At 45.6% G+C, this 24,602-nt stretch carries 22 protein-coding genes and 3 pseudogenes; 18 read left to right on the top strand and 7 right to left on the bottom strand.

Annotated features, from left to right (window positions below):
• Nucleotides 1–26: 26 nt before the first annotated feature.
• From mtnK to BBH88_RS17865, 5 genes are all read left to right on the top strand, one after another.
• Nucleotides 27–1,217, top strand: coding sequence for an S-methyl-5-thioribose kinase (gene mtnK / locus BBH88_RS17885; protein WP_006830316.1), 1,191 nt, complete (start codon nucleotides 27–29; stop codon nucleotides 1,215–1,217).
• Nucleotides 1,214–2,275: an S-methyl-5-thioribose-1-phosphate isomerase gene (gene mtnA, locus BBH88_RS17880; protein ID WP_006830317.1), complete on the top strand. Its 1,062-nt coding sequence runs from the start codon at nucleotides 1,214–1,216 to the stop codon at nucleotides 2,273–2,275. The genes mtnK and mtnA overlap by 4 nt, the downstream gene beginning before the upstream one ends.
• Nucleotides 2,272–3,354 carry a sugar ABC transporter substrate-binding protein gene (locus BBH88_RS17875; protein ID WP_006830318.1) on the top strand — a complete coding sequence of 361 codons (1,083 nt, stop codon included), beginning with the start codon at nucleotides 2,272–2,274 and terminating at the stop codon, nucleotides 3,352–3,354. Before mtnA ends, BBH88_RS17875 begins: the two co-directional genes overlap by 4 nt.
• Nucleotides 3,355–3,421: 67 nt before the next feature.
• Nucleotides 3,422–4,978 (top strand): sugar ABC transporter ATP-binding protein, encoded by a 1,557-nt coding sequence (locus BBH88_RS17870; protein WP_065536378.1) that lies wholly within the window; start codon nucleotides 3,422–3,424, stop codon nucleotides 4,976–4,978.
• Nucleotides 4,902–5,939, top strand: coding sequence for an ABC transporter permease (locus tag BBH88_RS17865; protein ID WP_050977243.1), 1,038 nt, complete (start codon nucleotides 4,902–4,904; stop codon nucleotides 5,937–5,939). Before BBH88_RS17870 ends, BBH88_RS17865 begins: the two co-directional genes overlap by 77 nt.
• A gap of 448 nt (nucleotides 5,940–6,387) precedes the next feature.
• Here BBH88_RS17865 and BBH88_RS17855 read toward each other — a convergent pair whose 3' ends face one another.
• Nucleotides 6,388–6,924: a dihydrofolate reductase family protein gene (locus BBH88_RS17855; protein WP_006830322.1), complete on the bottom strand. Its 537-nt coding sequence runs from the start codon at nucleotides 6,922–6,924 to the stop codon at nucleotides 6,388–6,390.
• Nucleotides 6,925–7,209: 285 nt separating this feature from the next.
• Between BBH88_RS17855 and BBH88_RS17850 the strand changes: the two genes are divergently transcribed.
• Nucleotides 7,210–8,214 (top strand): EAL domain-containing protein, encoded by a 1,005-nt coding sequence (locus BBH88_RS17850; RefSeq protein ID WP_006830323.1) that lies wholly within the window; start codon nucleotides 7,210–7,212, stop codon nucleotides 8,212–8,214.
• A 129-nt stretch (nucleotides 8,215–8,343) separates the two neighbouring features.
• Nucleotides 8,344–8,651, top strand: a pseudogene (locus BBH88_RS17845) (potassium channel family protein).
• A gap of 117 nt (nucleotides 8,652–8,768) precedes the next feature.
• Here BBH88_RS17845 and BBH88_RS17840 read toward each other — a convergent pair.
• Nucleotides 8,769–9,767 (bottom strand): annotated as a pseudogene (locus tag BBH88_RS17840) (FecCD family ABC transporter permease).
• A gap of 106 nt (nucleotides 9,768–9,873) precedes the next feature.
• Here BBH88_RS17840 and BBH88_RS17835 point away from each other — a divergent pair.
• The 4 genes and pseudogenes from BBH88_RS17835 to BBH88_RS17820 all read left to right on the top strand — a co-directional run.
• Nucleotides 9,874–10,536, top strand: a pseudogene (locus BBH88_RS17835) (NAD(P)/FAD-dependent oxidoreductase); the annotation flags it as partial.
• An 81-nt stretch (nucleotides 10,537–10,617) separates the two neighbouring features.
• Entirely contained in the window at nucleotides 10,618–11,031 is a 414-nt protein-coding gene (locus tag BBH88_RS17830) for a cupin domain-containing protein (protein ID WP_006830327.1), read from the top strand.
• A gap of 477 nt (nucleotides 11,032–11,508) precedes the next feature.
• Nucleotides 11,509–11,850: a PadR family transcriptional regulator gene (locus BBH88_RS17825; protein ID WP_006830328.1), complete on the top strand. Its 342-nt coding sequence runs from the start codon at nucleotides 11,509–11,511 to the stop codon at nucleotides 11,848–11,850.
• Nucleotides 11,847–12,665, top strand: a complete 819-nt coding sequence (locus BBH88_RS17820; protein ID WP_006830329.1) for a permease prefix domain 1-containing protein — start codon at nucleotides 11,847–11,849, stop codon at nucleotides 12,663–12,665. The genes BBH88_RS17825 and BBH88_RS17820 overlap by 4 nt, the downstream gene beginning before the upstream one ends.
• A gap of 336 nt (nucleotides 12,666–13,001) precedes the next feature.
• Here the strand turns inward: BBH88_RS17820 and BBH88_RS17815 are convergent, their stop codons facing one another.
• Together BBH88_RS17815 and BBH88_RS17810 are read right to left on the bottom strand one after the other, a co-directional pair.
• Nucleotides 13,002–14,198 (bottom strand): MFS transporter, encoded by a 1,197-nt coding sequence (locus BBH88_RS17815; protein WP_065536379.1) that lies wholly within the window; start codon nucleotides 14,196–14,198, stop codon nucleotides 13,002–13,004.
• Nucleotides 14,199–14,298: 100 nt separating this feature from the next.
• Nucleotides 14,299–14,643, bottom strand: a complete 345-nt coding sequence (locus tag BBH88_RS17810; RefSeq protein WP_065536380.1) for a heme oxygenase — start codon at nucleotides 14,641–14,643, stop codon at nucleotides 14,299–14,301.
• A gap of 188 nt (nucleotides 14,644–14,831) precedes the next feature.
• Here BBH88_RS17810 and BBH88_RS19960 point away from each other — a divergent pair, with 188 nt between their 5' ends.
• Together BBH88_RS19960 and BBH88_RS19955 are read left to right on the top strand one after the other, a co-directional pair.
• Nucleotides 14,832–15,197, top strand: coding sequence for a hypothetical protein (locus BBH88_RS19960; protein ID WP_331243743.1), 366 nt, complete (start codon nucleotides 14,832–14,834; stop codon nucleotides 15,195–15,197).
• On the top strand, nucleotides 15,155–15,616 hold the full coding sequence (locus BBH88_RS19955) for a PP2C family serine/threonine-protein phosphatase (RefSeq protein ID WP_331243741.1): 462 nt from the start codon (nucleotides 15,155–15,157) through the stop codon (nucleotides 15,614–15,616). Before BBH88_RS19960 ends, BBH88_RS19955 begins: the two co-directional genes overlap by 43 nt.
• Here the strand turns inward: BBH88_RS19955 and BBH88_RS17800 are convergent.
• Nucleotides 15,610–16,203 carry a histidine phosphatase family protein gene (locus tag BBH88_RS17800; protein ID WP_006830332.1) on the bottom strand — a complete coding sequence of 198 codons (594 nt, stop codon included), beginning with the start codon at nucleotides 16,201–16,203 and terminating at the stop codon, nucleotides 15,610–15,612. The genes BBH88_RS19955 and BBH88_RS17800 overlap by 7 nt on opposite strands.
• Before the next feature lie 73 nt (nucleotides 16,204–16,276).
• Between BBH88_RS17800 and BBH88_RS19855 the strand changes: the two genes are divergently transcribed.
• Both BBH88_RS19855 and BBH88_RS19850 read left to right on the top strand, forming a co-directional pair.
• A complete protein-coding gene (locus tag BBH88_RS19855) occupies nucleotides 16,277–16,597 on the top strand; it encodes a GNAT family N-acetyltransferase (protein WP_050977241.1) in 321 nt (106 codons plus the stop codon).
• The gene (locus BBH88_RS19850; protein ID WP_269148240.1) at nucleotides 16,594–16,761 is read left to right on the top strand and encodes a GNAT family N-acetyltransferase; all 168 of its coding nucleotides are present in this window, start codon (nucleotides 16,594–16,596) and stop codon (nucleotides 16,759–16,761) included. Before BBH88_RS19855 ends, BBH88_RS19850 begins: the two co-directional genes overlap by 4 nt.
• A 379-nt stretch (nucleotides 16,762–17,140) precedes the next feature.
• Here the strand turns inward: BBH88_RS19850 and BBH88_RS17790 are convergent, their stop codons facing one another.
• A complete protein-coding gene (locus BBH88_RS17790; protein WP_065536381.1) occupies nucleotides 17,141–18,364 on the bottom strand; it encodes a dicarboxylate/amino acid:cation symporter in 1,224 nt (407 codons plus the stop codon).
• 491 nt (nucleotides 18,365–18,855) lie between these two features.
• Entirely contained in the window at nucleotides 18,856–19,707 is an 852-nt protein-coding gene (locus BBH88_RS17785; RefSeq protein WP_006830334.1) for a MurR/RpiR family transcriptional regulator, read from the bottom strand.
• A 126-nt stretch (nucleotides 19,708–19,833) separates the two neighbouring features.
• Between BBH88_RS17785 and gnd the strand changes: the two genes are divergently transcribed.
• The 3 genes from gnd (at nucleotide 19,834) to gntK (ending at nucleotide 24,359) form a co-directional block, all read left to right on the top strand.
• Nucleotides 19,834–20,718 carry a phosphogluconate dehydrogenase (NAD(+)-dependent, decarboxylating) gene (gene gnd / locus BBH88_RS17780; protein WP_006830335.1) on the top strand — a complete coding sequence of 295 codons (885 nt, stop codon included), beginning with the start codon at nucleotides 19,834–19,836 and terminating at the stop codon, nucleotides 20,716–20,718.
• A 689-nt stretch (nucleotides 20,719–21,407) separates the two neighbouring features.
• Nucleotides 21,408–22,748 (top strand): GntT/GntP/DsdX family permease, encoded by a 1,341-nt coding sequence (locus BBH88_RS17775; RefSeq protein WP_006830336.1) that lies wholly within the window; start codon nucleotides 21,408–21,410, stop codon nucleotides 22,746–22,748.
• 66 nt (nucleotides 22,749–22,814) lie between these two features.
• Nucleotides 22,815–24,359, top strand: a complete 1,545-nt coding sequence (gene gntK, locus BBH88_RS17770; protein WP_065536382.1) for a gluconokinase — start codon at nucleotides 22,815–22,817, stop codon at nucleotides 24,357–24,359.
• Nucleotides 24,360–24,602: the final 243 nt, after the last annotated feature.

Raw genomic sequence — 24,602 nt, 5'->3', positions numbered from 1 at the left:
TATTGCAGATGAAAGGAAGATAAATGATGACTCTTACTGTTCCAACTACTTATAAGGCATTAACCGAAGCGACAGCCATCGCATTGGCGAAAACGGTCTACACATTTGACCACGCGGCTCAATTGACTTGCCGGGAAATCGGTGACGGCAATTTGAATTATGTTTTCCAAATCGAGGATACTGAAACAGGCAAACGGATAATTATCAAGCAGGCATTGCCCTATGCCAAAATCATAGGCGAAAGCTGGCCGCTGACATTGAAGCGTGCCACGATCGAAGCCAACGTCTTAAGAAAACACGGAGAATTTGTTCCATCATTGGTACCGGCTGTCTATGCGACGGATGAAGAGCTGGCCATTACCGTGATGGAGGATTTGTCCCACCTGGAGATTGTGCGGGAAGGCTTGATCAACGGACAGAATTTCCCGAGGTTGTCGAAGGATATTGGCGAATACCTGGCACTGACTTTATTCCATACATCGGATTACGGCTTGCATCCTTTTGAAAAAAAGCGCTTGGCCGCCGAGTTTTCCAATCCGGAGCTATGCAAAATTACAGAAGACCTCATTTTTACAGATCCGTTCTTCGACATCGATACCAATGATTACGAACCCCAGCTTCAGTCGGCGGCAGAAGCGATTTGGAGCGATCGGAAGCTGCAGCTGGAAGTTGCTAAATTAAAGAAAAGCTTTTTGACCGAATCGGAAGCCTTGCTGCACGGCGACCTTCACACAGGCAGTGTTTTTGCGAGCCAGACGGAAACCAAGGTAATTGATCCGGAGTTCGGTTTTTACGGTCCGATTGGGTTTGATGTCGGCTTGTTCCTAGCCAATCTGATTTTCCAGTCTATCACACGAGAAGGCGAGAATCGCCAAGTCATTGTGGATGATATTGGAAAGACATGGGAAGTATTCGCTTCTTCATTCGGCGAGTTATGGAACAAGCAGAGCGTTGAATCGTTCAGGGCGACAGAAGGCTACCTGGAGTATGTACTTGGTAAAGTACTGACAGATGCGACCGGTTTTGCAGGATGCGAATTGATCCGCCGGACAATCGGCTTGGCACATGTCAAGGACCTGGACAGCATCGAAGACACGGAAAAAAGAACCAGCTTCAAGAAGCAGGCGCTTGAGACTGGACGGGCTTTAATCCTGCAGGGTCAGCAGACAGCGTCAATTGACGATTTACTGGAAATTTTGGAGGAGGCGCGCAAATGAGTATTCCTTTGTCCATCAAATGGAATGGCCAGAAACTGACTATCCTGGATCAGCAAAAACTGCCGCATGCCATTGAATATTTGACGCTTGAAATTGTTGAAGACGTTTACGATGCGATTTTCTCATTGAAGGTTCGCGGTGCACCTGCGATTGGCATTACCGCAGCATACGGATTGGCCATCGGAGCCAAGCGGCATGACACGGATTCATTGGAAGCTTTTCAGCAATATGTCGAAAAAGATGCAGCGTATTTGAATTCCTCCAGGCCGACTGCGGTCAACCTCGGCTGGGCACTCAGCCGCCTGAAAGACAAGGTTCGGGAGGCAAAGAACGTACCGCAAGCAAAGCTGTTGCTGCTGGCGGAGGCAGTGGAAATCCACCAGGAAGATGAAGCGTCCTGCCGCAGCATCGGCGAGCATGCACTGGTGTTGCTACAGGGGCAAACGCGGGTCATGACCATCTGTAACGCTGGTTCGGTTGCCACTGCGAAATACGGCACTGCGTTAGCACCGTTTCATCTTGGTAGCGAGCGTGGTCGCGGGTTTGAAGTGTTCGCGTGTGAAACCAGGCCAATTTATCAGGGCGCGCGCCTGACGGTATGGGAGCTGCAGCAGTCGGGGGTAGATGTCACGTTGATCACCGACAGCATGGCCGCACACACCATTGGAACCAAAGAGATCGAAGCCATCATTGTCGGCGCCGACCGCATCGCAGCCAATGGCGATACCGCCAATAAAATTGGAACTTATAATTTAGCCTTACTGGCTGCCGCATTCAGCATTCCGTTTTACGTGGCAGCACCGGTTTCGACCTTTGATCTGTCAATTGAAGACGGTACCGCTATTCCAATCGAAGAGCGCAACCCGGAAGAAATCACCCATACGAACGGGAAGCCGGTAGCGCCTCTTGGGACGAAAGTATTTAATCCGGCTTTTGACGTAACGCCGGCACACCTCATTACTGCCATTATCACTGAAAAAGGCATCATTACTGCAGATTATCAAAAAAACATCTTTGATTTGCTTGGCGCATCTACAGGAAAAGGAGAAAGAATATGAAAAAACAATCCATCTGGCTGCTTGTTGCATTCCTATTTATGAGTATTTTATTGGCTGCATGCCAGCCGCAGGGAAACGTCAGCGAAGAAACGACTGCTTCGGATACCGAGGCTGAAGTTTCAGACCATCCACTTGCAGGCAAGGAAATCGCATTAATCATGCAAATCAACTTAGGAACATTTTCTGCTCAATATATTGCCGGGGTAGAAGAACAGGTTGAACGTTTTGGCGGAAAAGCGACCGTGTTCACCTCTGAAGGCGATTTAGCGAAAATGGCATCCAACCTAGACGCAGCCATCAACCAGGGCGTTGACGGCATCTTAATTGACCACGGAACCAAAGAAGCTTTGAACCAGGGAGTTGAAAAAGCGTTGGAAGCAGGGATTCCGGTAGTGGCGTTTGATACAGGCATCGAAGTGGAAGGTGTTGTTTCTTTGGAGCAGGGCGACCAGCAGATGGCTGAGATGACACTGGATAAATTAGCGGAAGATTACGGTGGCCAAGCTAACATCGTCAAAATCTGGACTGCTGGATTTGCGCCGATGGAAAGACGCCAGATAGCATATGAGAAGTTCCTGACTGACAATCCGGGCATCAAAGAAGTCACGGCTTTCGGTGCTGCGACTAATAACACGGCATTGGATACACAATCACAGATGGAAGCTGTTTTAAAGCAATATCCGAATGAAGGTGAGATCACAGCGGTCTGGGCTTCTTGGGATGAATTTGCAAAAGGCGCTGTCCGTGCCATTGAACAAGCAGGACGTACAGATATCAAAGTGTACGGCATTGATATGAGCGATGAGGATCTGCAATTGATGCAAAAAGAAGGCAGCCCATGGCTTGCTTCTGCAGCTGTCGATCCAGCGGATATCGGACGCATTCAAGTGCGTTATCTGTATCAGCTATTGAACGGTGAACAACCGGAAGAAAAAGTGATCTTGGAACCGGTCTTTGTTGAGGCGGAGAACCTGCCGGAAGAAGCGGTGACAACCGATGAGTTGAGCGAATACGTAGAAGGCTGGGGAGCAAGCGACCAGGGCTACACGGATGACTTGCGCGAATTGGAAGATCAATAAATAATCTTCACCATTTCGAGCTGTCCTGAAAGATGGGACAGCTCTTTTATCAGAAAGGGGCATTTCTATGGTAGAACCTTTACTTTCGATGGCCGCCATTGGAAAGAAATTCGGCACAGTGACGGCGCTTCAAGGAGCGGAATTCCAATTGAACAAAGGGGAAGTTCATGCGATTCTTGGCGTCAACGGTGCAGGAAAAAGCACCTTGATCAAAATCCTGTCGGGCGTCTATCAACAGGATGAAGGATCAATCTACCTAGAGGGCGCCGCCATTCAGCTGGAGTCGACGAGGGCAGCCAAAGAGCAGGGGATCTACTGTGTCTATCAGGAAGTGGATACCGCCATTGTATCCGAGTTGAACGTTGCGGAAAATATCCTTCTTGATACATTTGCAGAAAAGGGAAATTTATTCGTATCCAAAAAGAGGATCAATGAACGCGCCCATATGGTGCTGCACGAGCTGCAGGCGGACACGATCAATGTTCAGCAGAAAGCGGCGAGCCTGACATTAGCGGAAAAGCAGATGGTGCTGATTGCCAGAGCATTGGTCCATTCGGCGAAAATCATTATTTTCGATGAACCGACGGCTCCGCTTTCGATTCGCGAATCGGAAAAACTGTATGCCGTCATCGCGAAATTAAAAGCGCAGGGTGTCGGATGCGTCTTCATTTCTCATCGTCTGCCGGAAGTATTTGAAATCAGCGATCGGATCACTGTCATGCGGGAAGGGACCCTTGTTAAAACCTACGATACGGCTCAGGCCGATCAGGAAGGGGTGATTGAAGCGATGCTCGGTGCAGCACTCAGCCACGAATTGGAGCCGCGGGCGCATGACATTGGAACGGCTTTGCTGGAGGTGGCGAATTTATCGGATGGCCAAAAGCTCAAGGATTTATCGTTGTCGGTTGCAGCGGGCGAAGTGGTAGGAGTCGTCGGACTGGTGGGTGCCGGCAAAACGGAGCTCGCCAAAGCTTTGTTCGGCGGGACCCCTTTAACATCCGGAACGATTAAGCTTGCGGGAAAGAGGGCCAAAATCAAACATCCGGCAGATGCGATCAAGGCGGGAATGGCGCTGATTCCCGAAGAAAGGCGAAAAGAAGGGTTATTTGTTCAGGAATCGCTGGAAACCAATGCGTCATTTCCCAATTTGAAAAAATTCTCCAAGTGTCTTTTGATGGATCGGAAAGCTGAAAAGCACTTTGCCAATGAAATCATTGAGCGGCTGCGTATCAAAACCGGCAGCACAGAAACGCCACTTGTCCATTTAAGTGGCGGGAACCAGCAGAAAGTGGCCATCGGCAAATGGATCTCCCTCGATTCCGCTCTGTACCTGTTTGATGAACCGACCAAAGGCGTCGATATCGGAGCCAAAGTTGATATTTTTAAATTGATTCGCCAATTAGCTGAAAGCGGTAAAGGGTGTTTGTATTTTTCAAGTGAAATTCATGAAGCGATTGGAATTTCCGATCGCATTCTCGTCATGTGCAACGGTCAAATCGTGAAAGAATTGTCACGACAAGAAGCGACCCAAGAAAGGATTTTATGGTATGCAAGTGGCGGAAAAGAAGGACTTGGGGAAAAACAAGAGCTCGGTGAAAGACAACGCAATTCAGTTTCTATTTAAATATGGCGCCATCGCTTTGCTCGTTTTCATTATTTTTTATTTCAGCACAATCAGCGATGCCTTTTTTACATACGGTAATTTCTCGGACATCCTGCGCTCCATTTCCATTGTTACGTTACTTGCTTTAGGCGTGACGTTTACGCTGGTGGTGGATGGCTTTGATCTGTCCGTGGGGTCGACGATGTCCTTATCGACGGTCGTTTCTGCTTCATTGATGGTTTGGTACGATATGCCGCTGTGGCTCGTGCTGATCTTGCCGCTATTGATCGGGGTGCTGGTTGGAGCGGTCAACAGCTTTCTTATTGTGGTCATTGGTATTCCGGATCTGCTGGCGACTTTGAGCATGATGTATATCGTGGCCGGCTTGCACCGAACCTATACGGAAGGCTATTCAATCTATAATAATATGCCGTTGACTTCAGGTGGAACTGCACCAGGGCAATTGTCGGAAGCGTTTCTGTGGATTGGCCAAGGTCAGATACTGGGCTTGCCGGTTCCGGTTTGGATCATGCTGGTAATGGTTCTGGCTTCCTATGTGGTTCTTAACCACACACGCTGGGGAAGAGTGCTCTATATGACCGGCGGAAATGCCGAAGCGGCTACGCTGTCAGGCGTCAGCGTCAAAAAAGTGAAGTTTACGGCTTATGTGGTATCAGGCGTTTTTGCTTCCATGGCAGGTATCCTGTTCACGGCACGTGTGGGTTCGGGGCAGATTGATGCCGGGGCTCCATTGATGATGGAGGCGGTCGCGGCTGTCTTTGTCGGCTACTCGGTTTTAGGAGCAGGCAAACCGAATGCACTCGGCACCTTTTTTGGCGCTGCGGTCATCGGTATCCTGTTGAACGGCTTGACCATACTAAACCTTCCCTATTACGCTTTTGATATCATCAAAGGTGGCGTTTTAGTCGCTGCTCTGGCAGTCACCTATGTTTACGCCAAAAAGAAATTTTCTAAAGCATGACTGCAAAAAAAGGCTGTCGAGAAACTTCTAACAAGCCATGGGTTTCCAAAGCTTACCGCTCGCTTTCGGGCCCACAGGATGTGGGTCATGCAGCAGGCGCGACAGGACGTCGCGTAGCCCTGCTGCCCGGGCTCGCGTCCAAGCCTCCTCGGTCACTTCGCTCCCTGTGGGGTCTCGGCCGTCTCGCAGGAAAGACTTGGCCGAACGCTATTCAGCCAATTTTTTGCGATGCAGCGTGAAACGCTGTAGGAGCAGAAGGGTTTACGAGCGGACGCTTCTCCAAACCATTTTGTGAACTCGTTATTCCTTGAGTGCAGCGGAAGGCGACGACTCCAACGGCAGAAGCTGTGCCCGTGGAACGCGTCCGCCTGCATCGAAATGAAAGCATGAAGACTTTTTCAACAAGCTGAAAAAAGGCTCCTCTTACAGGAGCCTTTTTGTTGTGGTTTTATCTGTCCGGCGTATAGCTGGCGATTAGTACGCCTGCATCGGTTGAACGAATTTCCTTCAGATTGAACATTTTCTGGTCGGCATTTTCCTTGAACAACCGCTTGCCTTCTCCCAATATGAGCGGAAAGGTCATCAGATGCATTTCGTCGATCAAATCATGCTTCAGCAAAGTTTCGATAAGTTCTGCACTGCCGTAGACCAATAGCCGCTGTCCGGTTTTTTTCAGCTTGGCTACTTCTTGCGCTACATTGCTGGTGATCAGGCGTGCATTCCATTCCGTGCGTTTCAATGTGGTGGAAGCCACATACTTCGGCAATTGGTTCATCCTGTTGGCAAAACCCTCTTGATCTTCTGCCGACGGCCATGCTGCGGCAAACCCTTCATACGTCACCCGCCCGAGCAGGAGTGCGTCGCTACGGAACAATAAATTGAGCTGAAATTTGGCTATCTCATCATCCCAGTAGGGCGCAGTCCAGGACGGTTCCTCCATGACTCCGTCGAGCGTCAAATACATCGCTACAATGATTTTCCCCATGATCATTCTCCTTTTTAACTGAAATAAGAGCAGACTGTTCTTTTTCGTGAAAAGCAATATGAAGAAAGCAGGGAGGAGGGACTTGATTCTTCCCATATACTAAAATAAATTCTCGCTCAACTGAAAATATCCTTTAAATTAAGAATATGTACTTAGTATCATTGTATGGATTAATAATAAATTCGACCATTAAAAGAAAAAAAGAACTATTTACCAAAAAATCAACAGTTCTTATGACTTATAAAGTAAACTATAAATACCATATATAAAGAGGAGTGATAGATCGTGCAATGCAATAACTGCTCAGTTACAGCTATCAAATTTGAAATCAAGCTGGAAGGGAAAACCAATCTTTCAGCGTTGCAGACGGTCATAGATCATTTGGAAAGAAGAGGAATTGAAATCAGCAGTAGAGGCGATAAGCTGCAGATGGATGAAGTAGGTGCCAGGGAATTTCTGGATTTTTGTAGCGATTTGCTGGATGTGAGTCAAGTAGTGTTTCGCATCAATCAGGAAGCCTGGCAGCCATTGGACAGGATGGCTCAGGTTTTCGAAACGGAATGGATAGATGACGTCATCGCAAACGAACGGCTTACCTGCCATTATCAGCCGATTGTGGATACGGATGAAAACATTTTTGCCTATGAAATGCTGGCACGTTTTCAAAACGAAGACGGTTCGATGATCTACCCGAATGAAATTTTTCCGGCGGCCAAAACCCGCGGACGTTTGTACGCATTGGACCGGGTTTGTAGAATGACTGCTGTGAAATATTCAGCTGCACTAAAAGGGGAAAAGGCGTTCATTAACTTTATCCCTACTTCCATTTATTCGCCCGAGTTTTGCTTAAGTTCAACAATTTCTTTGTCTAAGAAATTAGGCGTTGATCCAAAGTTACTGGTATTTGAAGTGGTAGAAACGGAAAAAGTGGATGACCTTGACCATTTGAAAAAAATACTGACGTATTATCGGGAAAGAGGATTCGATTACGCATTGGATGACGTGGGCGAAGGCTACAGCACCATTGAGATGCTGGCAGATATGAAACCGAAGTATATGAAGCTGGATATGAAGTTTGTCCAGGATGTTGCGACAGATTTAGAAAAGCAGAGAGTCGCCAAGAAATTCTTGCGGAAAGCCCTTGAAATCGGTTCTATTCCATTGGCGGAAGGCATTGAAACGCGCCAAGACTTTGAGTGGCTGAAGCAGAGCGGGTATCAATTATTCCAAGGCTATTATTTTGGTAAGCCAGCAGCATTGCCTTTGTACGAACAGCACGTAAAAGCGTAAAGTAAAAAGCCGACAATTGCGATGGTTGTTGGCTTTTTTTTATTGGAAACCCGTATACTGAAGAAATGGTGAAAAAGAAACTGAAAGAGGGCCGACTAGCGTGATATCTTTTATTTTGACCTTAGAAGAATGCTGAAAACTGTTTCCCATTGATCCGAAATAAGGAGTTTCAAGTGTTGCTTGGATTGACCGTTATGATCTTATTATCAGGTACTATTTTTTATTCGATTATGGAAGGTTTCTCTGTAGTGGACGTGCTGTACTTCAGTGTGGCAATCCTGACGACAGTCGATTCCGAAACACTTGAGCCAGTGACAGATTTCGGAAAAATTTTTACGATTCTTTATACAATTACGGGCATCGGTGTCATGTTGAGTTTAATCTTGAAAGTATCGATGCAGATGCGCAATAAGCAAAAACAGCTGGAAATGAAATAAATGCAACCGTTCAAAGTGATCAAGGTGTTCGGATCAGCAGAACGCATTAGACCGATGCTTTCAGGCAAATAAAAACACAGTAAGCTTCGCAATGAAGTTTACTGTTTTTTTTGTCTGTCATTTTTTTAATAGCAAATAGATAAAATAAGGGGCTCCGATCAGCGCAGCCATGATGCCTGCTGGAATTCCGGATGGTTCAAGCAGGTTCCGGCCGACGGTATCTGCCAGCAGCAGGAACCAGCCACCAATCAGGATGGCGAGCGGCAGGAACAGTTGATGGCGAGGACCGACGATGGCTTTTGCAATATGTGGCGCCATCAGGCCAATAAACGCAATCCCGCCGGTAACTGAAACAGCTGAAGCAGCCAAAGCGACGGCAGCCAGCAACAGGACCAGTCGTTCTTTTTCAATGGAAACGCCGATGCCTACAGCGACAGGGTCACTAAGACCAAGAACATTCATGCGGTTAGCTTTATATAACGTAAACGGAATCAGCACCAACAACCACGGAACAATGGCAACGATAAACGGCCAATCCGCTCCCCAAACACTGCCGGCCAGCCAATTGGCAATAAAATCAACTTTTTCCGGTTCAGCAGAAGAAATTAACACAATCATGACACCAGACAATGCCATGGAAAAGCCGATTCCGACAAGTACTAAACGGATAGGTTACAGTCCTGTACTGCGAGAGTACGAAAATACATAAATCAAAACAGCCGTCAAAAGTGCTCCACCAAAAGCAACAACGGGCAGTAAGTAAGCAAAAGCGCCAACTTCTACAGGAATAAATAAGAAGAACACTGCAATGGCGACACCCGCTCCGGAGTTGATGCCGATAATTCCAGGGTCCGCGAGGTCATTGCGTGTGATGCCCTGCATCATGGCTCCAGACACTGCAAGAGCGGAACCGACAAAGATGGCGGCAATCTCGCGCGGCAACCGTATTTCCCGAATGACTCCGATGCCGTCACTGGAACTGGTTAAAAATAACGCCAGTCCTACTTCTTTCAGGCTGATATCCGCAGCCCCGAAAATCAACGAGACGATAAGTGTCAGTACTAGTAAAAGCAGGCTTAAAATAAATTTAATTGGAAAGGGAATTTTAGGGCTCATAGATCATCATCTTTTCCTAAGAATAAAAGAGAAGTTCTAAAATCAGAATTTCTCTCCTTTAGTATAGAAGTTCGTATTCATTAAATTAAAAATGTGCCTTGTACATATCGCTGCAGCCGAACACTTTGAAGTATCCAATCTGAATTACACGGTCAAATCACTGGAACGCTTTAAAGACAAGACGGTCCTCATCTCAGGAGGCGGAAATTCGGCAATCGACTGGGCCAATGAGTTGGAGCCGATTGCCAAGCAAGTTTACGTCACTTACCGCAAGCCGGAACTTGCAGGACACGAGGCACAGGTGACACAATTGATGAACGGATCAGCCATTTGCTGCCTCCATACCCATATCACCCGCCTGATCGCTTCCGATAATCGGGACGCCATCGAGTTTGTCGAACTGACTCATGAGCAAACAAAAGAAGTTCAAGTGCTGCCGATCGACGAAATGATCATCAATCACGGCTACGAACGAGATATTAGTCTACTTGGGAACAGCCCATTGAACATTAACATTGCTGCCGGTTATTACATCGCAGGCACCGAAAGCAGTGAATCTTCAGTGTCTGGCCTCTTTGCAGCGGGTGACATCCTCCACCATGAAGGGAAACTGAATTCGATTGCCGGGACATTCCACGATGCGGCAAATGCAGTCAATAAAGCCAAGCATTACATTCAGCCGGATGCCAACAAAATCGCGATGGTATCCTCTCATAATGAAGTATTCAAAAAACGAAACAAGGAATTGGTCAAGCAATTGCTGGTGTAGGAAAGAGCCTTTCGAATTGTTTCAGGCAGCCCGAACAGAAGTATAGAAGGCTGTTAAGAAAATTTGGAGGAGGAATTGGCAATGGAATTAAAAGATTATGGAGCAGTATCGTTTGTCGTAAATATCGATGAGACAACTAAGCAAACTGACATATTCCGCACTGCATTATGGACAGGAAAAAACCTGCAGGTAACCGTAATGAGCATTAGAGTGGGGGATGACATCGGCCTCGAAGTCCATCAAGGCGATCCATTCCTGCGAATCGAAGCTGGAAAAGGGCTTGTCCAGATGGGCGAGAGCGAAGATGACCTTACATTTGAAGAAAATGCCGAAGATGATTATGCCATCATGACTCCAGCAGGAAAATGGCATAACGTTACAAATAAGGGCGATAATCCGTTGAAAATCTATTCGATTTACGCACCGCCTGAACATCCACACGGCACGGTTCATGAAACTAAGGCAGTTGCTAAAAAAGCAGGACAGGAAGAATAAAAGAGTAAAAAAGTAACAAGTTTTTTGAAGCACAGAATAATTCTTCATTAAAATTATATGCAATATAAACGAAGATGCACCTCTTTAAGAGGTGTTTTTTTTTGCTTAATTTACATATGTTGAACTTAAGAATCATCCTTTTATAAACCGCTTCGGCTGCTTTGGGTATGGCTCCCGCGATAAGTCAGAAAAGAGCACCTGTCTTATCGCTTCGCCCAGCTCCTGGACGCGCCTGCGCTGATAGGTTTCCTTTTTGAAGGGTAATCCTATGTTTTTTCACTAACATAACTAGCCGTTGTAGTTTAGAATGTCGACGATGAAAACTTTTAAGCTTAATCTGACTTTACACTTAGTGTAATGATATTTAAAAAGAACAAATAAATTTAAAGGATATAAAAAAAGACATGCAATAAACTAATAATTAATACCTTGTATTATAGAGTATTATAAATTATATTAATAACGAGGAGTGTGGAAATGGATATTAATAAAGAGGTATTAAAAGGGCATATCGATACATTAATTCTTTCTCTTTTACACGGAAGAGATATGTATGGATATGAAATTGCCAAAATCGTACGTGAAAAAAGCGAAGAACAATTCGAACTAAAAGAAGGCACACTGTATCTGTCTTTAAAGCGACTAGAAAAAAACAAATGGATCGCTTCTTACTGGGGGGATGAACAAGGGCCGGGTGGAAGAAGAAAGTATTATAAACTCACATCTCTAGGCAGAGAAGGCTATATAGAAAAGCGTTTGGAGTGGAAATTTGTCAAAAAACTCATGGATTCATTTTTAGAAGGAGGAGAAGAAGTGTGAAACAAATAGAGGCTTATGTTGAAGAAGTGTATCAGGGTGTCAGTGGAAATAAAAAAGAGATGAACGAATCAAAAGCAGAAATGAAAACACACTTATTAGAAGCAGTTCACGAATTAAAATCGGAAGGGAGACCAGAAAAAGAAGCCATCGAAGTCGCGATTGAACGATTTGGCGGAAAACAAGAAATGCGTTATGTTGTTAGCGAATTATTTAAAGCACAAAAGATATTTGCTAAATGGATGTTATCTTTCGCAATAGCAGTTCTAATTTTGAGTTTAACAGCGTTCGGCTTTCTTTCTGCATTCGAAGCTGAAAATTCTAGTGAAAATTCTGAAGTTGCATCAGCTGTACTGAAAATCCTGAAAAGTAGTGGTCCACTTACAGAGTCAATGAAAGAGGAAATCACAACCTTGATCGACGGGACAGACCAAATCTCAGAAGTGAAAATCTATAATATCAGTGACATAGGGCCAAATTCCGTAATTGGCTATGTGGAAAAAACAGCACCCCAATATCAATACAACAAATCCGTTTGGTCTCCAGTCTGGCTGTTGGCAAATTTTTACCCTTATGGAGTTGACGATGGAAATCAATGGTACGTTGAATTGAAAACTAGGCTTATAGGCAACTGGATGGGAATCATTGTGTTTTCAGGATTAGCCGTCTATGCAACATTATTTACAATTTGGACAACAATCAACGCGTATCATCATAAACGATTAAGTATCGCTTGGATTATCGTATTTGCTTTATTTAATATTGCTGGATATTTAGTTTACATTTTAATAGTTAAGAGAAAGGCAACTTTTAACTAGCATTTTCTACGAAACAAGATGGTTAAAAATAACTGTAGAAATTTGAGCACTTCTGATAGTGACCCTATCAATTATGGATAGTTTTTCTAAAGGGCACTTAAATTTGAACTGCTATAGAATTGTTAGATATCAATCTAACAATTCTATAGCAGTTTTTTCATTCTTAAGTTACTATCATGACACTTAGAAGAAAGAGCGGAAGGCGGCGACTCCCGCGGGATAGCGAGACAGCCGAGAAGACTTGGCGCTCGCCCGCAGGAAAGCGTCCGCCTAGAGCGATTTCTTTACACCCTCTCTTCTGAATGAAAGAAAACTTCTTTCATTCAACTTCTCCAATTACTTATAAGCCAAAGCAGCATCCTCGCGCTCTTTTTTGCCGTGCATCATATAATACAGGACTGCAGTAGCCAGAACCGCAAAGCCCAGAATTCCATACAAAGAACTATAGCCAATTAGCGGGATCACGAAGCCCAGCAGGTACGGGCCAAAGCCAAGACCTGCATCCATCGAAATGAAAAACGTCGAAGTGGCAAGACCCATCCGGTGAGGTGGCGTCAACTTGACTGCTATGGCCTGTGCCGTTGACTGCATATTGCCGAAGCCAAAGCCGATCAACGCACCGGCTACCAGCAAACCTATACTGCTGCTCGAGAGGCTTAACAAGAACAGCCCAGCTGCAAAGACGGCGAATGCCGGATACATGATGAAGTTTGCACCTCTCAAATCCATCAGTCTTCCGGTAAATGGACGTGACACCAGTATTGCCATAGCATAAACCAGGAAGAAGTAGCTGGCAGCACCCACCAAATTCTCTTCCATAGCGTAGAAGTTGATAAAGGACAGAACACTGGAATAGCACAAAGCAATCGCCAGACAAACGAGTGCGATCGGCGCAGCCTTCGGTTCGACATAATCGGAAATGTTAAACCCTTTCGTTTCGTCAGTGACAGGCGGAGCGGAAAACGGAGGTACATCAAGAAACAGAGACACAATCAAACTGATCACACCAAGAGCTAGGCACAACGCGAAAATCATTTCATAGCTGCTGTACTGGCTCATCATTAACCCGATGAACGGTCCAAAAGCAGTTGCCAAAGTCGCACTTAGGCTAAAATAGCCGATGCCTTCTCCCTTGCGTCTCATCGGAATGATTTGGGCAACAATGGTTCCAGCTGCCGTACTGGCTATCCCTAATGTCATGCCGTGGAGAAAGCGGTTGAGCATCAGAAAAGAAAGTCCGAGATTCAGGAAATAGAAGAACGTGGTCAACGTGAACAAAGCGAGACCAATGACCAAGGTCCGTTTACGACCGATTTTATCGATCGTGCGGCCAATGACCAGCCTGCCAGCTAAAGCACCCAGGATGAAAATTCCAGTAACTAGGCCAGCTTCACTAGTTGACGCATTATATTCCTCGACGGCGTACACAGCGATGGTGACCATCAAGAGATAGAAAATGAGGACTAAGAAAAAATTCACCAAGGCAGTGACGATAAAGTCCTTTGTCCATAAAGGGGGTTTTGAAGTATTCAATAGAAATGCTCCTTGCTAAGTAAAGTAATTCATGTGACAGAGGAATAGTTAGGGATAAAAGAAACAGACAGCCAAAAGCAGGCTATCTGTCTGTTTTGCATTAGTTTGAAGTTTTGGCTTCAATAGAGGCAGCGATTTTGGTGATCACCAGTTCACTGCCAAGCATAGGCGATTCTTTTTTCGGTTCATCGCTGTCCGCACTAGCTTCAGGGCGTTTATGGGCTTCTTTGAAGGTATCGCTGGTTTTCCAGGCTTCAAAGTTCTCAAGGGTCTTCCAGTACATATTAACATTCAGCTCATCGTACTCGGTCAAGTTTTGTGTAACCGTCACTTCGACTTTGATGAAGCCTTCCATGTCCTGCAAAGCACCCGGGCGGGCAAAGTTAGGAGCCATTTTTTCTGCGAATCCCAGTTTCATTTTAATACGGTTGGTTACGATATACATCAAGAATCTCTCCTTTTTCATTTGGATTTATGTTGCTTACTGCTGTTAACTTTATCACATTCTGTAGATTGATGTGTGTTCTGTTAATAGTGATCATTTTTTCTATCCAATCTGCTGAGAGTGAATTATAATTTTGAGAATACTGAGAGTGAGGTCATTTGCATGGTGCGACAAAAAGCGACATTTAATTGGGGGGGAGCGATAATCCATATATTGATCAGCCGGATGTTCAGCAATTCAATCATGTGGTGCTTGGGCGATTTGGCGGTAATTCTGCGGCGGGTCAAGTTAAAAATGAAGATGGCTGCCTGATCTGGGTCGATAAGGCAGAGGAATGGAAGCTCGTAATGATTCTGGATGCGCATAATTCGGCTCAAAGTACGGAATTAGTCATCGCGCAAGTTGGAAAACACCAAAACGTAATGGCCTCTCTACTGTCAGGTAAGGTCAGTGTTGATTTTTTAGTAGCATTGAAAGGGTTTTGCTGCAACTGTTCCAGGATCGCAGCTTTATGGAGGCATGTCGGCAAGTGCAGGGGGAGGCGGCTTGTCTGATCGCGATCAGGAAAGGGGAATATCTGTACTGGTTTTCCATCGGTGACTGTCTGTTGTATGCCTTTCACCCCGAACTGGCAGCTTTTGGTCAATACCAGGTCAATCAGCGCCAGTTTTACGAATGGGTCGGACAAGTAAATACCTTTGAACAACAGGTTCCGTCCTTCAGTAGCGGGGTGAGGGAATTGCGGCAAGGAGAAAATCAGCTTCTGTTGACGACAGACGGGTTGGTAGAGTGTCCAGGTGCGGTATTTTCTGAACCCGAGAGCATCTGGCAGCAGTGCAGAGATGCGACGGCGACTGATGGAGTGAGCTCTTTACTCGCAATCATTCAAAAAAACCACGTCCGCGACAGCGCGACTGTGGTTTCGTGGAAAGTGGATGTGTCAGAGCGGGCAAGCTATGCCAGTAATCAGTAGCTTTCACTTTTCGCTAAGTGGACAGTGCAATTATAAAGTGCGCAATCCCATTGGCTTTCGGCATTTTTTAAAATCGTGATGGATGTATTATCCATGGAGGTTTCCTTGAATTTTTCCGGAAGGAGTCCTTGCAGCGTGAGACCAATCAAAGCCCCGTGGCTGACAAGCAGCACACGCTGGCCGCTGAAATTTTCCAGAATGTCCTCGATGCAAGCCAGTCCTCGTTCGGTTGCCTCATCCAGGTTTTCCATCGCCAAATCGAGCTTGCGCCAATCGGTTCCCCATTTTTCAAGACGTTCTTCTTCTGTCGTGCCTTCGATTTTGCCACCGCTTCTTTCACGTAGCCGCGTGTCAAAATGACTGACCGTCAAATCGAGCTCCTTGCCAATGATTTCAGCCGTTTCTTTTGCACGGGACAAATCACTGGAAATGATCAGATCCCAATCTTCTTCTGTTGAAAGACGGTTTGCAAGCGACTCGGCCTGCTGTCGGCCCGTTTCGTTCAACGGAACATCCGAAGAGCCCTGGGCAATGCCCTGTATGTTCCAATCTGTGATGCCATGCCGTACCAAACCAATAGTTGTCAATAAAGCCATCTCCTTTGGTGTGCTACTTAACAGGATAACTGAAATCAGACTTTTAGAAAAGAGATGATGATCCATGATGAATCCACAGGAAGTCTACCGTCAATTGCCGGTAATCGAAACCGGGCGTGTGCTTCTTAGAAAAGTAACGATGGAGGATGCTGCTGATCTGTTTGAGTATGCCTCGCAGCCGGAAGTCTGCAAATACTTGCCGTGGCAGATGCATCAATCGATAGCGGATGCTAAAGTATTTCTGTCCTTTATAATGGAAGGCTATGATCAGCAGTCCAAATTGACCTGGGCTATCGAATTGAAAGAAAGCGGTAAGATGATTGGAACCATCGATTTCATCAGCTGGAGCCTGAAACCCCATAAAGCGGAAATTGCTTATGTGTGATTGCCTCATTATTGGGGGGCGGGCTGATGGCAGAAGCAACAAAGGCACTGCTTTCTTTTGGTTTCAAGAACATGGAGCTGAACAAAGTGGAAGCTCCGATTATGCTGGAAAATAAACAATCGCAGCGACTTGCTGAAAAACTGGGCATGGTGTTGGAAGGTTAGCAAGACAGCATATGATTATTAAAGGTGAATTTGTGGACTTGGCCATGTATGCGGTACTAAAGAGCGAGTTCGAATTAATTAAATAGCCATTTATAAATCTTGCTAGAACCGGCTACTTCGCTTTTTCATGGGCTCGGCTTCGATCTCTTCGTCACTGGCGTTTATTCGAGGCCTTTATACCGAGTTGCTTTGCTGCGTCCCTTTTCTCATTAGCTAGAAAAAAAGCAAGAATTAGTCGGACTCCAGGATTCGAAGCTCAAGCCCGCGGAACGCGTCCGCCTAGAGCGAAGAACAGGTATGAAACACAGTGACTGTCTTATTCACACCTCCACTGTCTGCAAGCTAAGAGGCTGCCAAAAAGGCAGCCTCTTTTATCGGGTTATGCAGTTTTTCGTTTTTTTTCGTTTTTATCAATCACTGTGGCTCCCACCAAATCTCCAGTAACGTTCAGCGCTGTACAGCCCATGCCGACTAACGCGTCGATCGCAGTCAGCAATGCGACTGCTTCTATAGGTAAGCCTAACTGGACGAATACGGTAGCAATCATGACAATTCCGGCACCTGGAACGCCGGCAGTTCCGATAGATGCTAACGTACCGATTAGAACGACCATCAGCATTTCCGAAAGACTTAATGGATCTCCCACTAGATTTGCTGCAAAAACGGCAGAAACGGCAATACGAATGGCAGCCCCATCCATATTGATGGTCGCACCGAGCGGCAAGCTGAATCCGTAGAGGCTTTTGGACAATCCGAGATTTTTAGCAGCATCCAAGGTCAGTGGCAAAGTTCCAGAACTGCTTTGTGTAACAAAAGCTGTCAGTATAGGGGTACGCGCTTGCTTGAAAAACTGTAATGGCTTTACTTTGAATACCCATAACACTAAAGCATAGATCAAAATTTGAACAATTAATGCAGCATATAATACCAGCACCATTTCACCGAGAGAAAAGAGCGTATCAAGCCCTTGATTCCCAACCGTTTTGGCCATAATAGCAAAAATACCGATCGGCACATACTGAAGAACAGCCTTCAGCACGAGCAACGTCATTTCGTTTAGCGCATTAACGGTTTTATAAAGATGATCGCCTAAACTTTCAAGTTCACTGGAATTACGCATATAGGACAATGCGATACCAAAAGCGAAAGCGGTAAAAATAATGCCGAGCAGATTAAGTTCAGTAAAAGCGGTAAAGATGTTGGAAGGGACGATGTTCAGCAGCACACTAGTAATCCCAGGGTTTTCAGGAACATCAAAAGTTTCGTTGCCTAGTAGTTGCATACCGGCTCCAGGTTGCAACAAGCTTGCGACGGTTAAACCGACAATAATAGCGAGTGCAGAACTGAGCGTATAGTAAATGAATACTTTCCCGCCCATGCGTCCAAGATCCCCAATTGAAGATTGGTTAATGCCAACCATCATGGTGAAAAGAATCAGTGGGATAATTAGGAAAGTTAGCAAGTTTAGCAACAAGTCGCCAAACGGAGCTAAAACAGCCGCCTGTTCTCCAAAAATGAGTCCAACGGCAACGCCGAGTATAAGTGCAATTGTAATTTTTAAAATCAATGAAGCAGCAAGGTATCGGTTCCATAAAGCTTTCATATTTTCACTCCTTTTTTCAGCAAATGTTAATCCTTATAAAATCTATCGGGATTCATCTCATTAATTTATAACAGTCTATAGTTTGATGTCAAAGCATCTGTTTGCATGAAGAATAAAATCTTCAAGTGATAAGTGGCTAGTTGTTTTACCATATAAGTTGAACTAGTGTCTTCACCTGACGATATTCCGCAAACCATCTGCTAAAAACCCATGCTTCTGCATCGCTGCGCTAGTTTCGTCGCAAAGATAAGGCTCAAACTTCTTTCATCTCTATCTTTTTTTGTGGAAGCAGTGAAGTGATGCGGGGGAGCTATTTGACTGAGCAGAGCGAGGACAGCAGCAGAGGTCGTACCCTGCCAGCTTTCGGACTCACAGGATGTGAGTCCGAAAGCGTCCGCTGAAATGGAACGTAGCCGGTCTTTCCAAGAACGACAAAAGGGCTGCCACCAAAAGTCGTTTTTCATGACCTTTTGGGGCAACCCTATTTTTTGTTATAAGCGTTTATGCGACATTGCTTCGCGCATGTCTTGAAGGGCTTTTTTGCCTTCATTGCCGCGAGCGATCATCAAATTGGTATAAAGAGCATCGATTAAGCTCAATTGTGCGATGCGGGATGACAAGGCTTCGGAGCGGAAATCCGTTTCTTCCGAAATTGTATATAGCGCGATGTCCGCTTCTTTGGATAAAGGCGATTTGGCAAAATTGGTGACACAAATGATCGTGACACCTTTTTCCTTCAGAACCCGCAGAACGTCGAGAACGTCAGTGGTCGAGCCTGAATGGGAGATGACAATCGCCACATCATCCGATTGGAGTTGTGACGCGGTCATCAGCTGCATATGGGAATCCAGATTCATAGAAACCTGCAACCCTAGACGGACAAATTTATGGTAACCGTCCATCGCCACCATAGCGGAGCCTCCATTGCCATAAAAGTCGATTTTCCGGGCTTTCAGCAACTTGTCGGTTGCCTGTTCCATCGCTTCTGTATCAACGATTTGAAGGGTATCTTCCAGTGTTTTGATATTGGAGCGAAATACTTTTTCAGTGACAGCGCTGATGCTGTCGCCTTCTTCAATTTTTTCGTGGATGTCTTTTAAAGGAGTCACCACTTCTGCGGCAAGCGATATCTTAAAGGCCTGGAATCCCTTGAAGCCGATGCGTTGGCAAAAGCGAAAAATAGTCGATTCAGCTAGCCCCAATTCATCGGCGATTTGGTTGATGGTCAAATGAATGATATTTTTTGGATCGTTCAATACGTAATCGGCAATCTTTTTTTCTTTTTCACTGAAATGACGGTAACTACCACGTATGGCAGCCAGGGCAAATTGCTGTTCCTTCATGATCCGCGCCTCGTTTCATCTAAAAATTTTCGTCTATTATAGAATAACATGTTGCGTACGGAAAAATATTTGATACAATGAACTTATTAGGGAAAAATATTCTTTTATTTATAAGGAGGATTCCAAATGGAAATCGGAATTATTGGGTTAGGAAAAATGGGATTGAACTTAGCACTAAACGTGGTGGACCACGGTCACAAAGTTATCGGCTATGACAGTCATGCAGAGATTGAAGAAAGCGGTTTCAACCAAGTTTCTTCTATTGAAGAAATGGTAAAAACACTAGCAGCACCTCGTACGCTTTGGTTAATGGTTCCAGCTGGTGAAATTACAGAAACAGTCATCAAGCAATTGATACCCTTGCTTGAAGAAGGAGACGCCATTATTGATGGTGGAAACTCGAACTACAAAGATACGGTAAGACGCGCGGCGACTTTGAAAGACCACGGAATTTTCTTTTTTGATTGCGGGACAAGTGGTGGAACAGAAGGTGCGCGCTACGGAATTTGTTCAATGATCGGCGGCGATGCAGAAAAGTTCAAAACCATTGAACCGCTCTTAAAGGACATTTCTGTAGAAGACGGCTATTTGTACACAGGAGAAGCCGGTAGTGGCCATTTCCTGAAAATGATCCACAACGGCATTGAATACGGCATGATGCAGTCGATTGCAGAAGGCTTTGACATCCTCAACAAAAGTCCATTTGATTATAATTTCGAAAAAGTTGCTGACGTTTGGAACAATGGCTCCATCATCAGCTCGTACTTGATGGAAATGACCAAAAATGCATTTTCAAAAGACGCTAAACTAGAGGGCATCAAAGGGGTGATGAACTCTTCAGGCGAAGGGAAATGGACAGTGGAAACGGCACTCGACTTAAACGTACCAGCACCAGTTATCACTTTGTCACTAATGATGCGTTACCGTTCATTAGAAGACGATACCTTCGCAGGGAAAGTCGTCGCAGCACAACGCAACGAATTTGGCGGGCATGCAGTAGAGAAGAAATAAGACGCTTAGTGATTGAAAGAGCGCTTTAATATGGGATGGTTTATAAGTCTGCTGTGCTTTTTAAGCTGAAGCAAGAAAGATAGGGCTGAATCGAATTGTGAATTTCTTAATTTGTCATGCATGTGTTCTTTAGAATCTTTGCTTTATTGCTTCATGTTTCGATAAATATATATGCTGAACTAATTATTTTTAACAAGAAGGATTCTGTAATGGATATTCCACAAACCCACTCTTGAAAACCCATGCTCCTGGATCGCTGCGCTAGCTTCATCGCAAAGATACACCCCAAATTTTTTGGTCCATATCTTTCGTGCAGGCTTTCGACACTTTGCTAGCTCGCGGGAGCATTCGCTGGGTTACTCCGTGTCTTGATAATTTATTTCTTATTCAATGATACTGAGAAGAAAGAGTGGAAGACGGCGAAGATGTGCTCCTGCATCGCTACGCTAGCTTCGCCTCAAAGCCATTGCCCGAACTCTTTTCGTTCAATGACTTTCCTGCTGGAGCAGTGAAGCGACATCCAGGAGACCCCGCAGGAGCTTGCGACAAGGAGGGCTGGGGCGCGACGTCCTGTCGCGCCAGTTGCATGACCCACATCCTGTGGGCCCAAAGTGTCCGTCTAGGGCCCTTTCTTCATTTCTTAAGTAATATCCAAATATAAATTAGTTACACATTAAGGGGGAAAAAAATTGTCAGGTTCAACGTTGATCATGGTCGCAGTTGCAGGTATATTTTTATTATTATTCTTAGTTATCCGTACGAAATTACACGCTTTTGTGGCATTATTGCTTGTCAGTTTGCTGGTGGGTATAGCCGCTGGCATGCCGCTTAATGAAGTTATTACATCCATTCAAAATGGTATGGGCGGCACACTCGGCTTTGTTGCTGTAGTGGTTGGTCTTGGTGCTATGTTTGGTAAAATGCTCGAGGTATCAGGTGGTGCAGAACGTTTGGCCGCTACGATGATCAGCAAATTTGGTGAAGACAAAGCACAATGGGCATTGGGCGTAACAGGATTTATCGTTGCGATTCCCGTATTTTTTGATGTCGGCTTCATTATTTTGGTGCCGATTGTTTACGGCTTGGCGAGAAAGACAGGCAAGTCGCTATTGCATTATGGGATTCCGCTGTTAGCGGGATTGGCCGTTACGCATAGTTTCATCCCGCCAACTCCAGGACCGATTGCAGTTGCTGAATTGGTTGGTGCAGAGCTTGGATGGGTGATTTTATTCGGTGTCCTTGCAGGTATTCCCGCGATGATTTTGGCTGGACCTGTGTTCGGACGTTTCATCGGAAAACGGATTCATATCGAAATCCCGGAGTACATGGAGCTTGAAGAAAAAGAATACGATAAAGATCTGCCAAGCTTTGGTATGATCACATCGTTGATTTTGATTCCGCTTGTGTTGATCTTATTGAATACCTTATCAGGGGTATTGCTAGAAGAAGGCAATACGGTTCGTGAGATTTTAACATTCCTTGGTCATCCATTTGTCGCGCTGACTATTGCGACATTGCTGACGTTTTATTTATTGGGGACAAAACGCGGCTATTCGCGTCAAGAAGTACAGGATATTGCGACCAAAGCGCTTGAACCTGCCGGAATTATTATCTTGGTAACAGGCGCAGGCGGCGTTTTCAAACAAGTGCTGATTGACTCTGGCGTCGGTGATGTACTTGGTGATATGATGGGCGATTCGGCGTTGCCACCAATCGTCTTGGCATTCCTCATTGCTGCGGCAGTGCGTGTTGCACAAGGGTCTGCAACGGTTGCCATGGTAACAGCAGCTGGTCTTATCACGCCGCTCCTTGAAATGATCGGCATGACGGGACCAGCTCTCGGTTTGATTGTTATTGCGATCGCTTCAGGTGCAACAGTCTTGTCCCACGTCAACGACTCGGGCTTCTGGTTAGTCAACCGATACTTCGGTATGGACGTCAAGGATACATTAAAATCCTGGACAGTCATGGAAACCATTATCGGTCTCACCGGTTTCGTGGTAGTGTTGATCATAAGCTTTTTTATCTAAATTAAACCTGAAGAGAAAAAGGGCATGCTTCCTTTTTCTTTTTCTTGTATATAGAGGAGGGCTCTTATGCCTGAACAGTCATATTATCTGGGAGTGGACATCGGTACGACTTCCACCAAAGCAGTTTTGTTTAATAAATCCGGTGAAGTAATAGCAGGGGATACCGTTCTTTATGCGCTCGAAACACCAAGTCCGTTAATAGCGGAACAAGATCCAGAGGAAATTTTTCGTGCGGTATTGACCTCTGTTCGAAAAACCATCCGCAAGAGTGACATCGATACGCAGCAACTAAAACTAGTGTCCTTTAGTTCGGCAATGCACAGCCTCATCGCGGTGGATGCTGTAGGAAACCTGTTGACGCAAAGCATCACCTGGGCAGATACCAGAAGCTCGAAGCACGCCAAGTATATAAAAGAACAGCTGAATGGCCATGAAATTTACTTGCGCACGGGTACACCGATCCATGCCATGTCGCCTTTATCAAAATTGGTGTGGCTGAAAGATGACATGCCGGAAGTCTGCGAACAGGCAGCGAAGTTCATTGGCATTAAGGAATTTGTGTTCAATGAATTGTTCGGAGAGTATGTAGTCGACCATTCGATCGCTTCTGCTACAGGACTTTTCAACTTGCAAGATCTTGATTGGGACAAAGAGGCTTTGGCAGTGGCGGGAATCACGGCTGAGCATTTGTCACGGCCAGTTCCAACAACGCATCAGCTGACGGGACTTGTTTCGGAACATGCACAGTTCATGGGTATTCCCGAAGACGTTCCCTTTATCATCGGCGCAAGCGACGGTGTATTGGCCAATCTTGGCGTTGATGCCATCGAACCGGGTGTTCTTGCCGTGACAATCGGCACGAGCGGCGCCATCCGAACGGTCACTGCTGAACCGACCACGGATCCAAAAGGACGTACGTTTTGTTATGCTTTGACTGAAAACCATTGGGTGGTCGGCGGTCCCGTCAATAACGGGGGGATCGTCTTGCGCTGGCTGCGGGATGAGTTTGCTTCATCTGAAGTGGAAACTGCCAAACGCCTTGGCATCGATTCCTACGATGTGCTGACAAAAATCGCCGAGACGGTCAATCCGGGAGCGGACGGCCTGTTGTTTCATCCGTATTTGACAGGAGAGCGGGCGCCGCTGTGGGACGCCAATGCGCGTGGTTCTTTTTTCGGATTGAGTATCCATCACAAAAAGCAGCACATGATCCGCTCTGTTCTAGAAGGCATTGTCTTTAATTTGTATACGGTGCTACTGGCGGTTGAGGAATTGACCGGCGAACCGACGCGTATCCAAGCATCGGGCGGCTTTGCTCGTTCAGGGATGTGGCGCCAGCTGATGGCGGATGTCTTTGATAAACCGGTAGTCATTCCAGAGAGTTTTGAAAGTTCCTGCCTCGGCGCAGTCGTTCTCGGCATGTATGCCACTGGCGAAATCGAGGATTTCAGCATCGTCTCCGAAATGATTGGCCAGACGCATACACATGAGCCGGACGAAGCGGCTTCCGGTGTCTACCGGGAGCTGCTGCCGATTTACATCCGTTTATCGCGCCTGCTGACAGAAGAATACGAAAGCATTTCAGACTTCCAACGGAAGCATTTAGAGTGACAGGCGACACCCGGGACCAGAAAGCTGGTTTCGGGTGTTTTTTTAGGTTGAATGCCTGGGAATATTTTCTTTATTTATTCCAATAAAATCAGTCATCTACTTTCAACTAATCTTATGAACGCTATAAATGAAATACGCACGCTTGGTGAAGCCTATGCACGCTCAATTTAAAATATGCACGTTCAGCAAAGTTTACGCACGTTCACCAGAATTTATTAGTAGAATAAAGCAAACTGTCAGAAA

It is taken from the genome of Planococcus antarcticus DSM 14505 (assembly GCF_001687565.2).
Classification (GTDB): domain Bacteria; phylum Bacillota; class Bacilli; order Bacillales_A; family Planococcaceae; genus Planococcus; species Planococcus antarcticus.
The sequence above is the reverse complement of the archived record's forward strand: the minus strand, read 5'-3'. Positions and strand labels throughout refer to the sequence as shown.

Bases quoted from the DNA above. Each gene is read 5' to 3' on its own strand.
- mtnK (WP_006830316.1), top strand. From the start codon at position 27: ATGACTCTTACTGTTCCAACTACTTATAAGGCATTAACCGAAGCGACA.
- mtnA (WP_006830317.1), top strand. From the start codon at position 1,214: ATGAGTATTCCTTTGTCCATCAAATGGAATGGCCAGAAACTGACTATC.
- gnd (WP_006830335.1), top strand. From the start codon at position 19,834: ATGGAAATCGGAATTATTGGGTTAGGAAAAATGGGATTGAACTTAGCA.
- BBH88_RS17785 (WP_006830334.1), bottom strand. From the start codon at position 19,707: ATGAAGGAACAGCAATTTGCCCTGGCTGCCATACGTGGTAGTTACCGT.
- BBH88_RS17810 (WP_065536380.1), bottom strand. From the start codon at position 14,643: ATGTATATCGTAACCAACCGTATTAAAATGAAACTGGGATTCGCAGAA.
- gntK (WP_065536382.1), top strand. From the start codon at position 22,815: ATGCCTGAACAGTCATATTATCTGGGAGTGGACATCGGTACGACTTCC.
- BBH88_RS19855 (WP_050977241.1), top strand. From the start codon at position 16,277: ATGATGAATCCACAGGAAGTCTACCGTCAATTGCCGGTAATCGAAACC.
- BBH88_RS17825 (WP_006830328.1), top strand. From the start codon at position 11,509: ATGGATATTAATAAAGAGGTATTAAAAGGGCATATCGATACATTAATT.
- BBH88_RS19955 (WP_331243741.1), top strand. From the start codon at position 15,155: ATGGAGGCATGTCGGCAAGTGCAGGGGGAGGCGGCTTGTCTGATCGCG.
- BBH88_RS17790 (WP_065536381.1), bottom strand. From the start codon at position 18,364: ATGAAAGCTTTATGGAACCGATACCTTGCTGCTTCATTGATTTTAAAA.
- BBH88_RS17855 (WP_006830322.1), bottom strand. From the start codon at position 6,924: ATGGGGAAAATCATTGTAGCGATGTATTTGACGCTCGACGGAGTCATG.
- BBH88_RS17870 (WP_065536378.1), top strand. From the start codon at position 3,422: ATGGTAGAACCTTTACTTTCGATGGCCGCCATTGGAAAGAAATTCGGC.
- BBH88_RS17830 (WP_006830327.1), top strand. From the start codon at position 10,618: ATGGAATTAAAAGATTATGGAGCAGTATCGTTTGTCGTAAATATCGAT.
- BBH88_RS17875 (WP_006830318.1), top strand. From the start codon at position 2,272: ATGAAAAAACAATCCATCTGGCTGCTTGTTGCATTCCTATTTATGAGT.
- BBH88_RS17865 (WP_050977243.1), top strand. From the start codon at position 4,902: ATGCAAGTGGCGGAAAAGAAGGACTTGGGGAAAAACAAGAGCTCGGTG.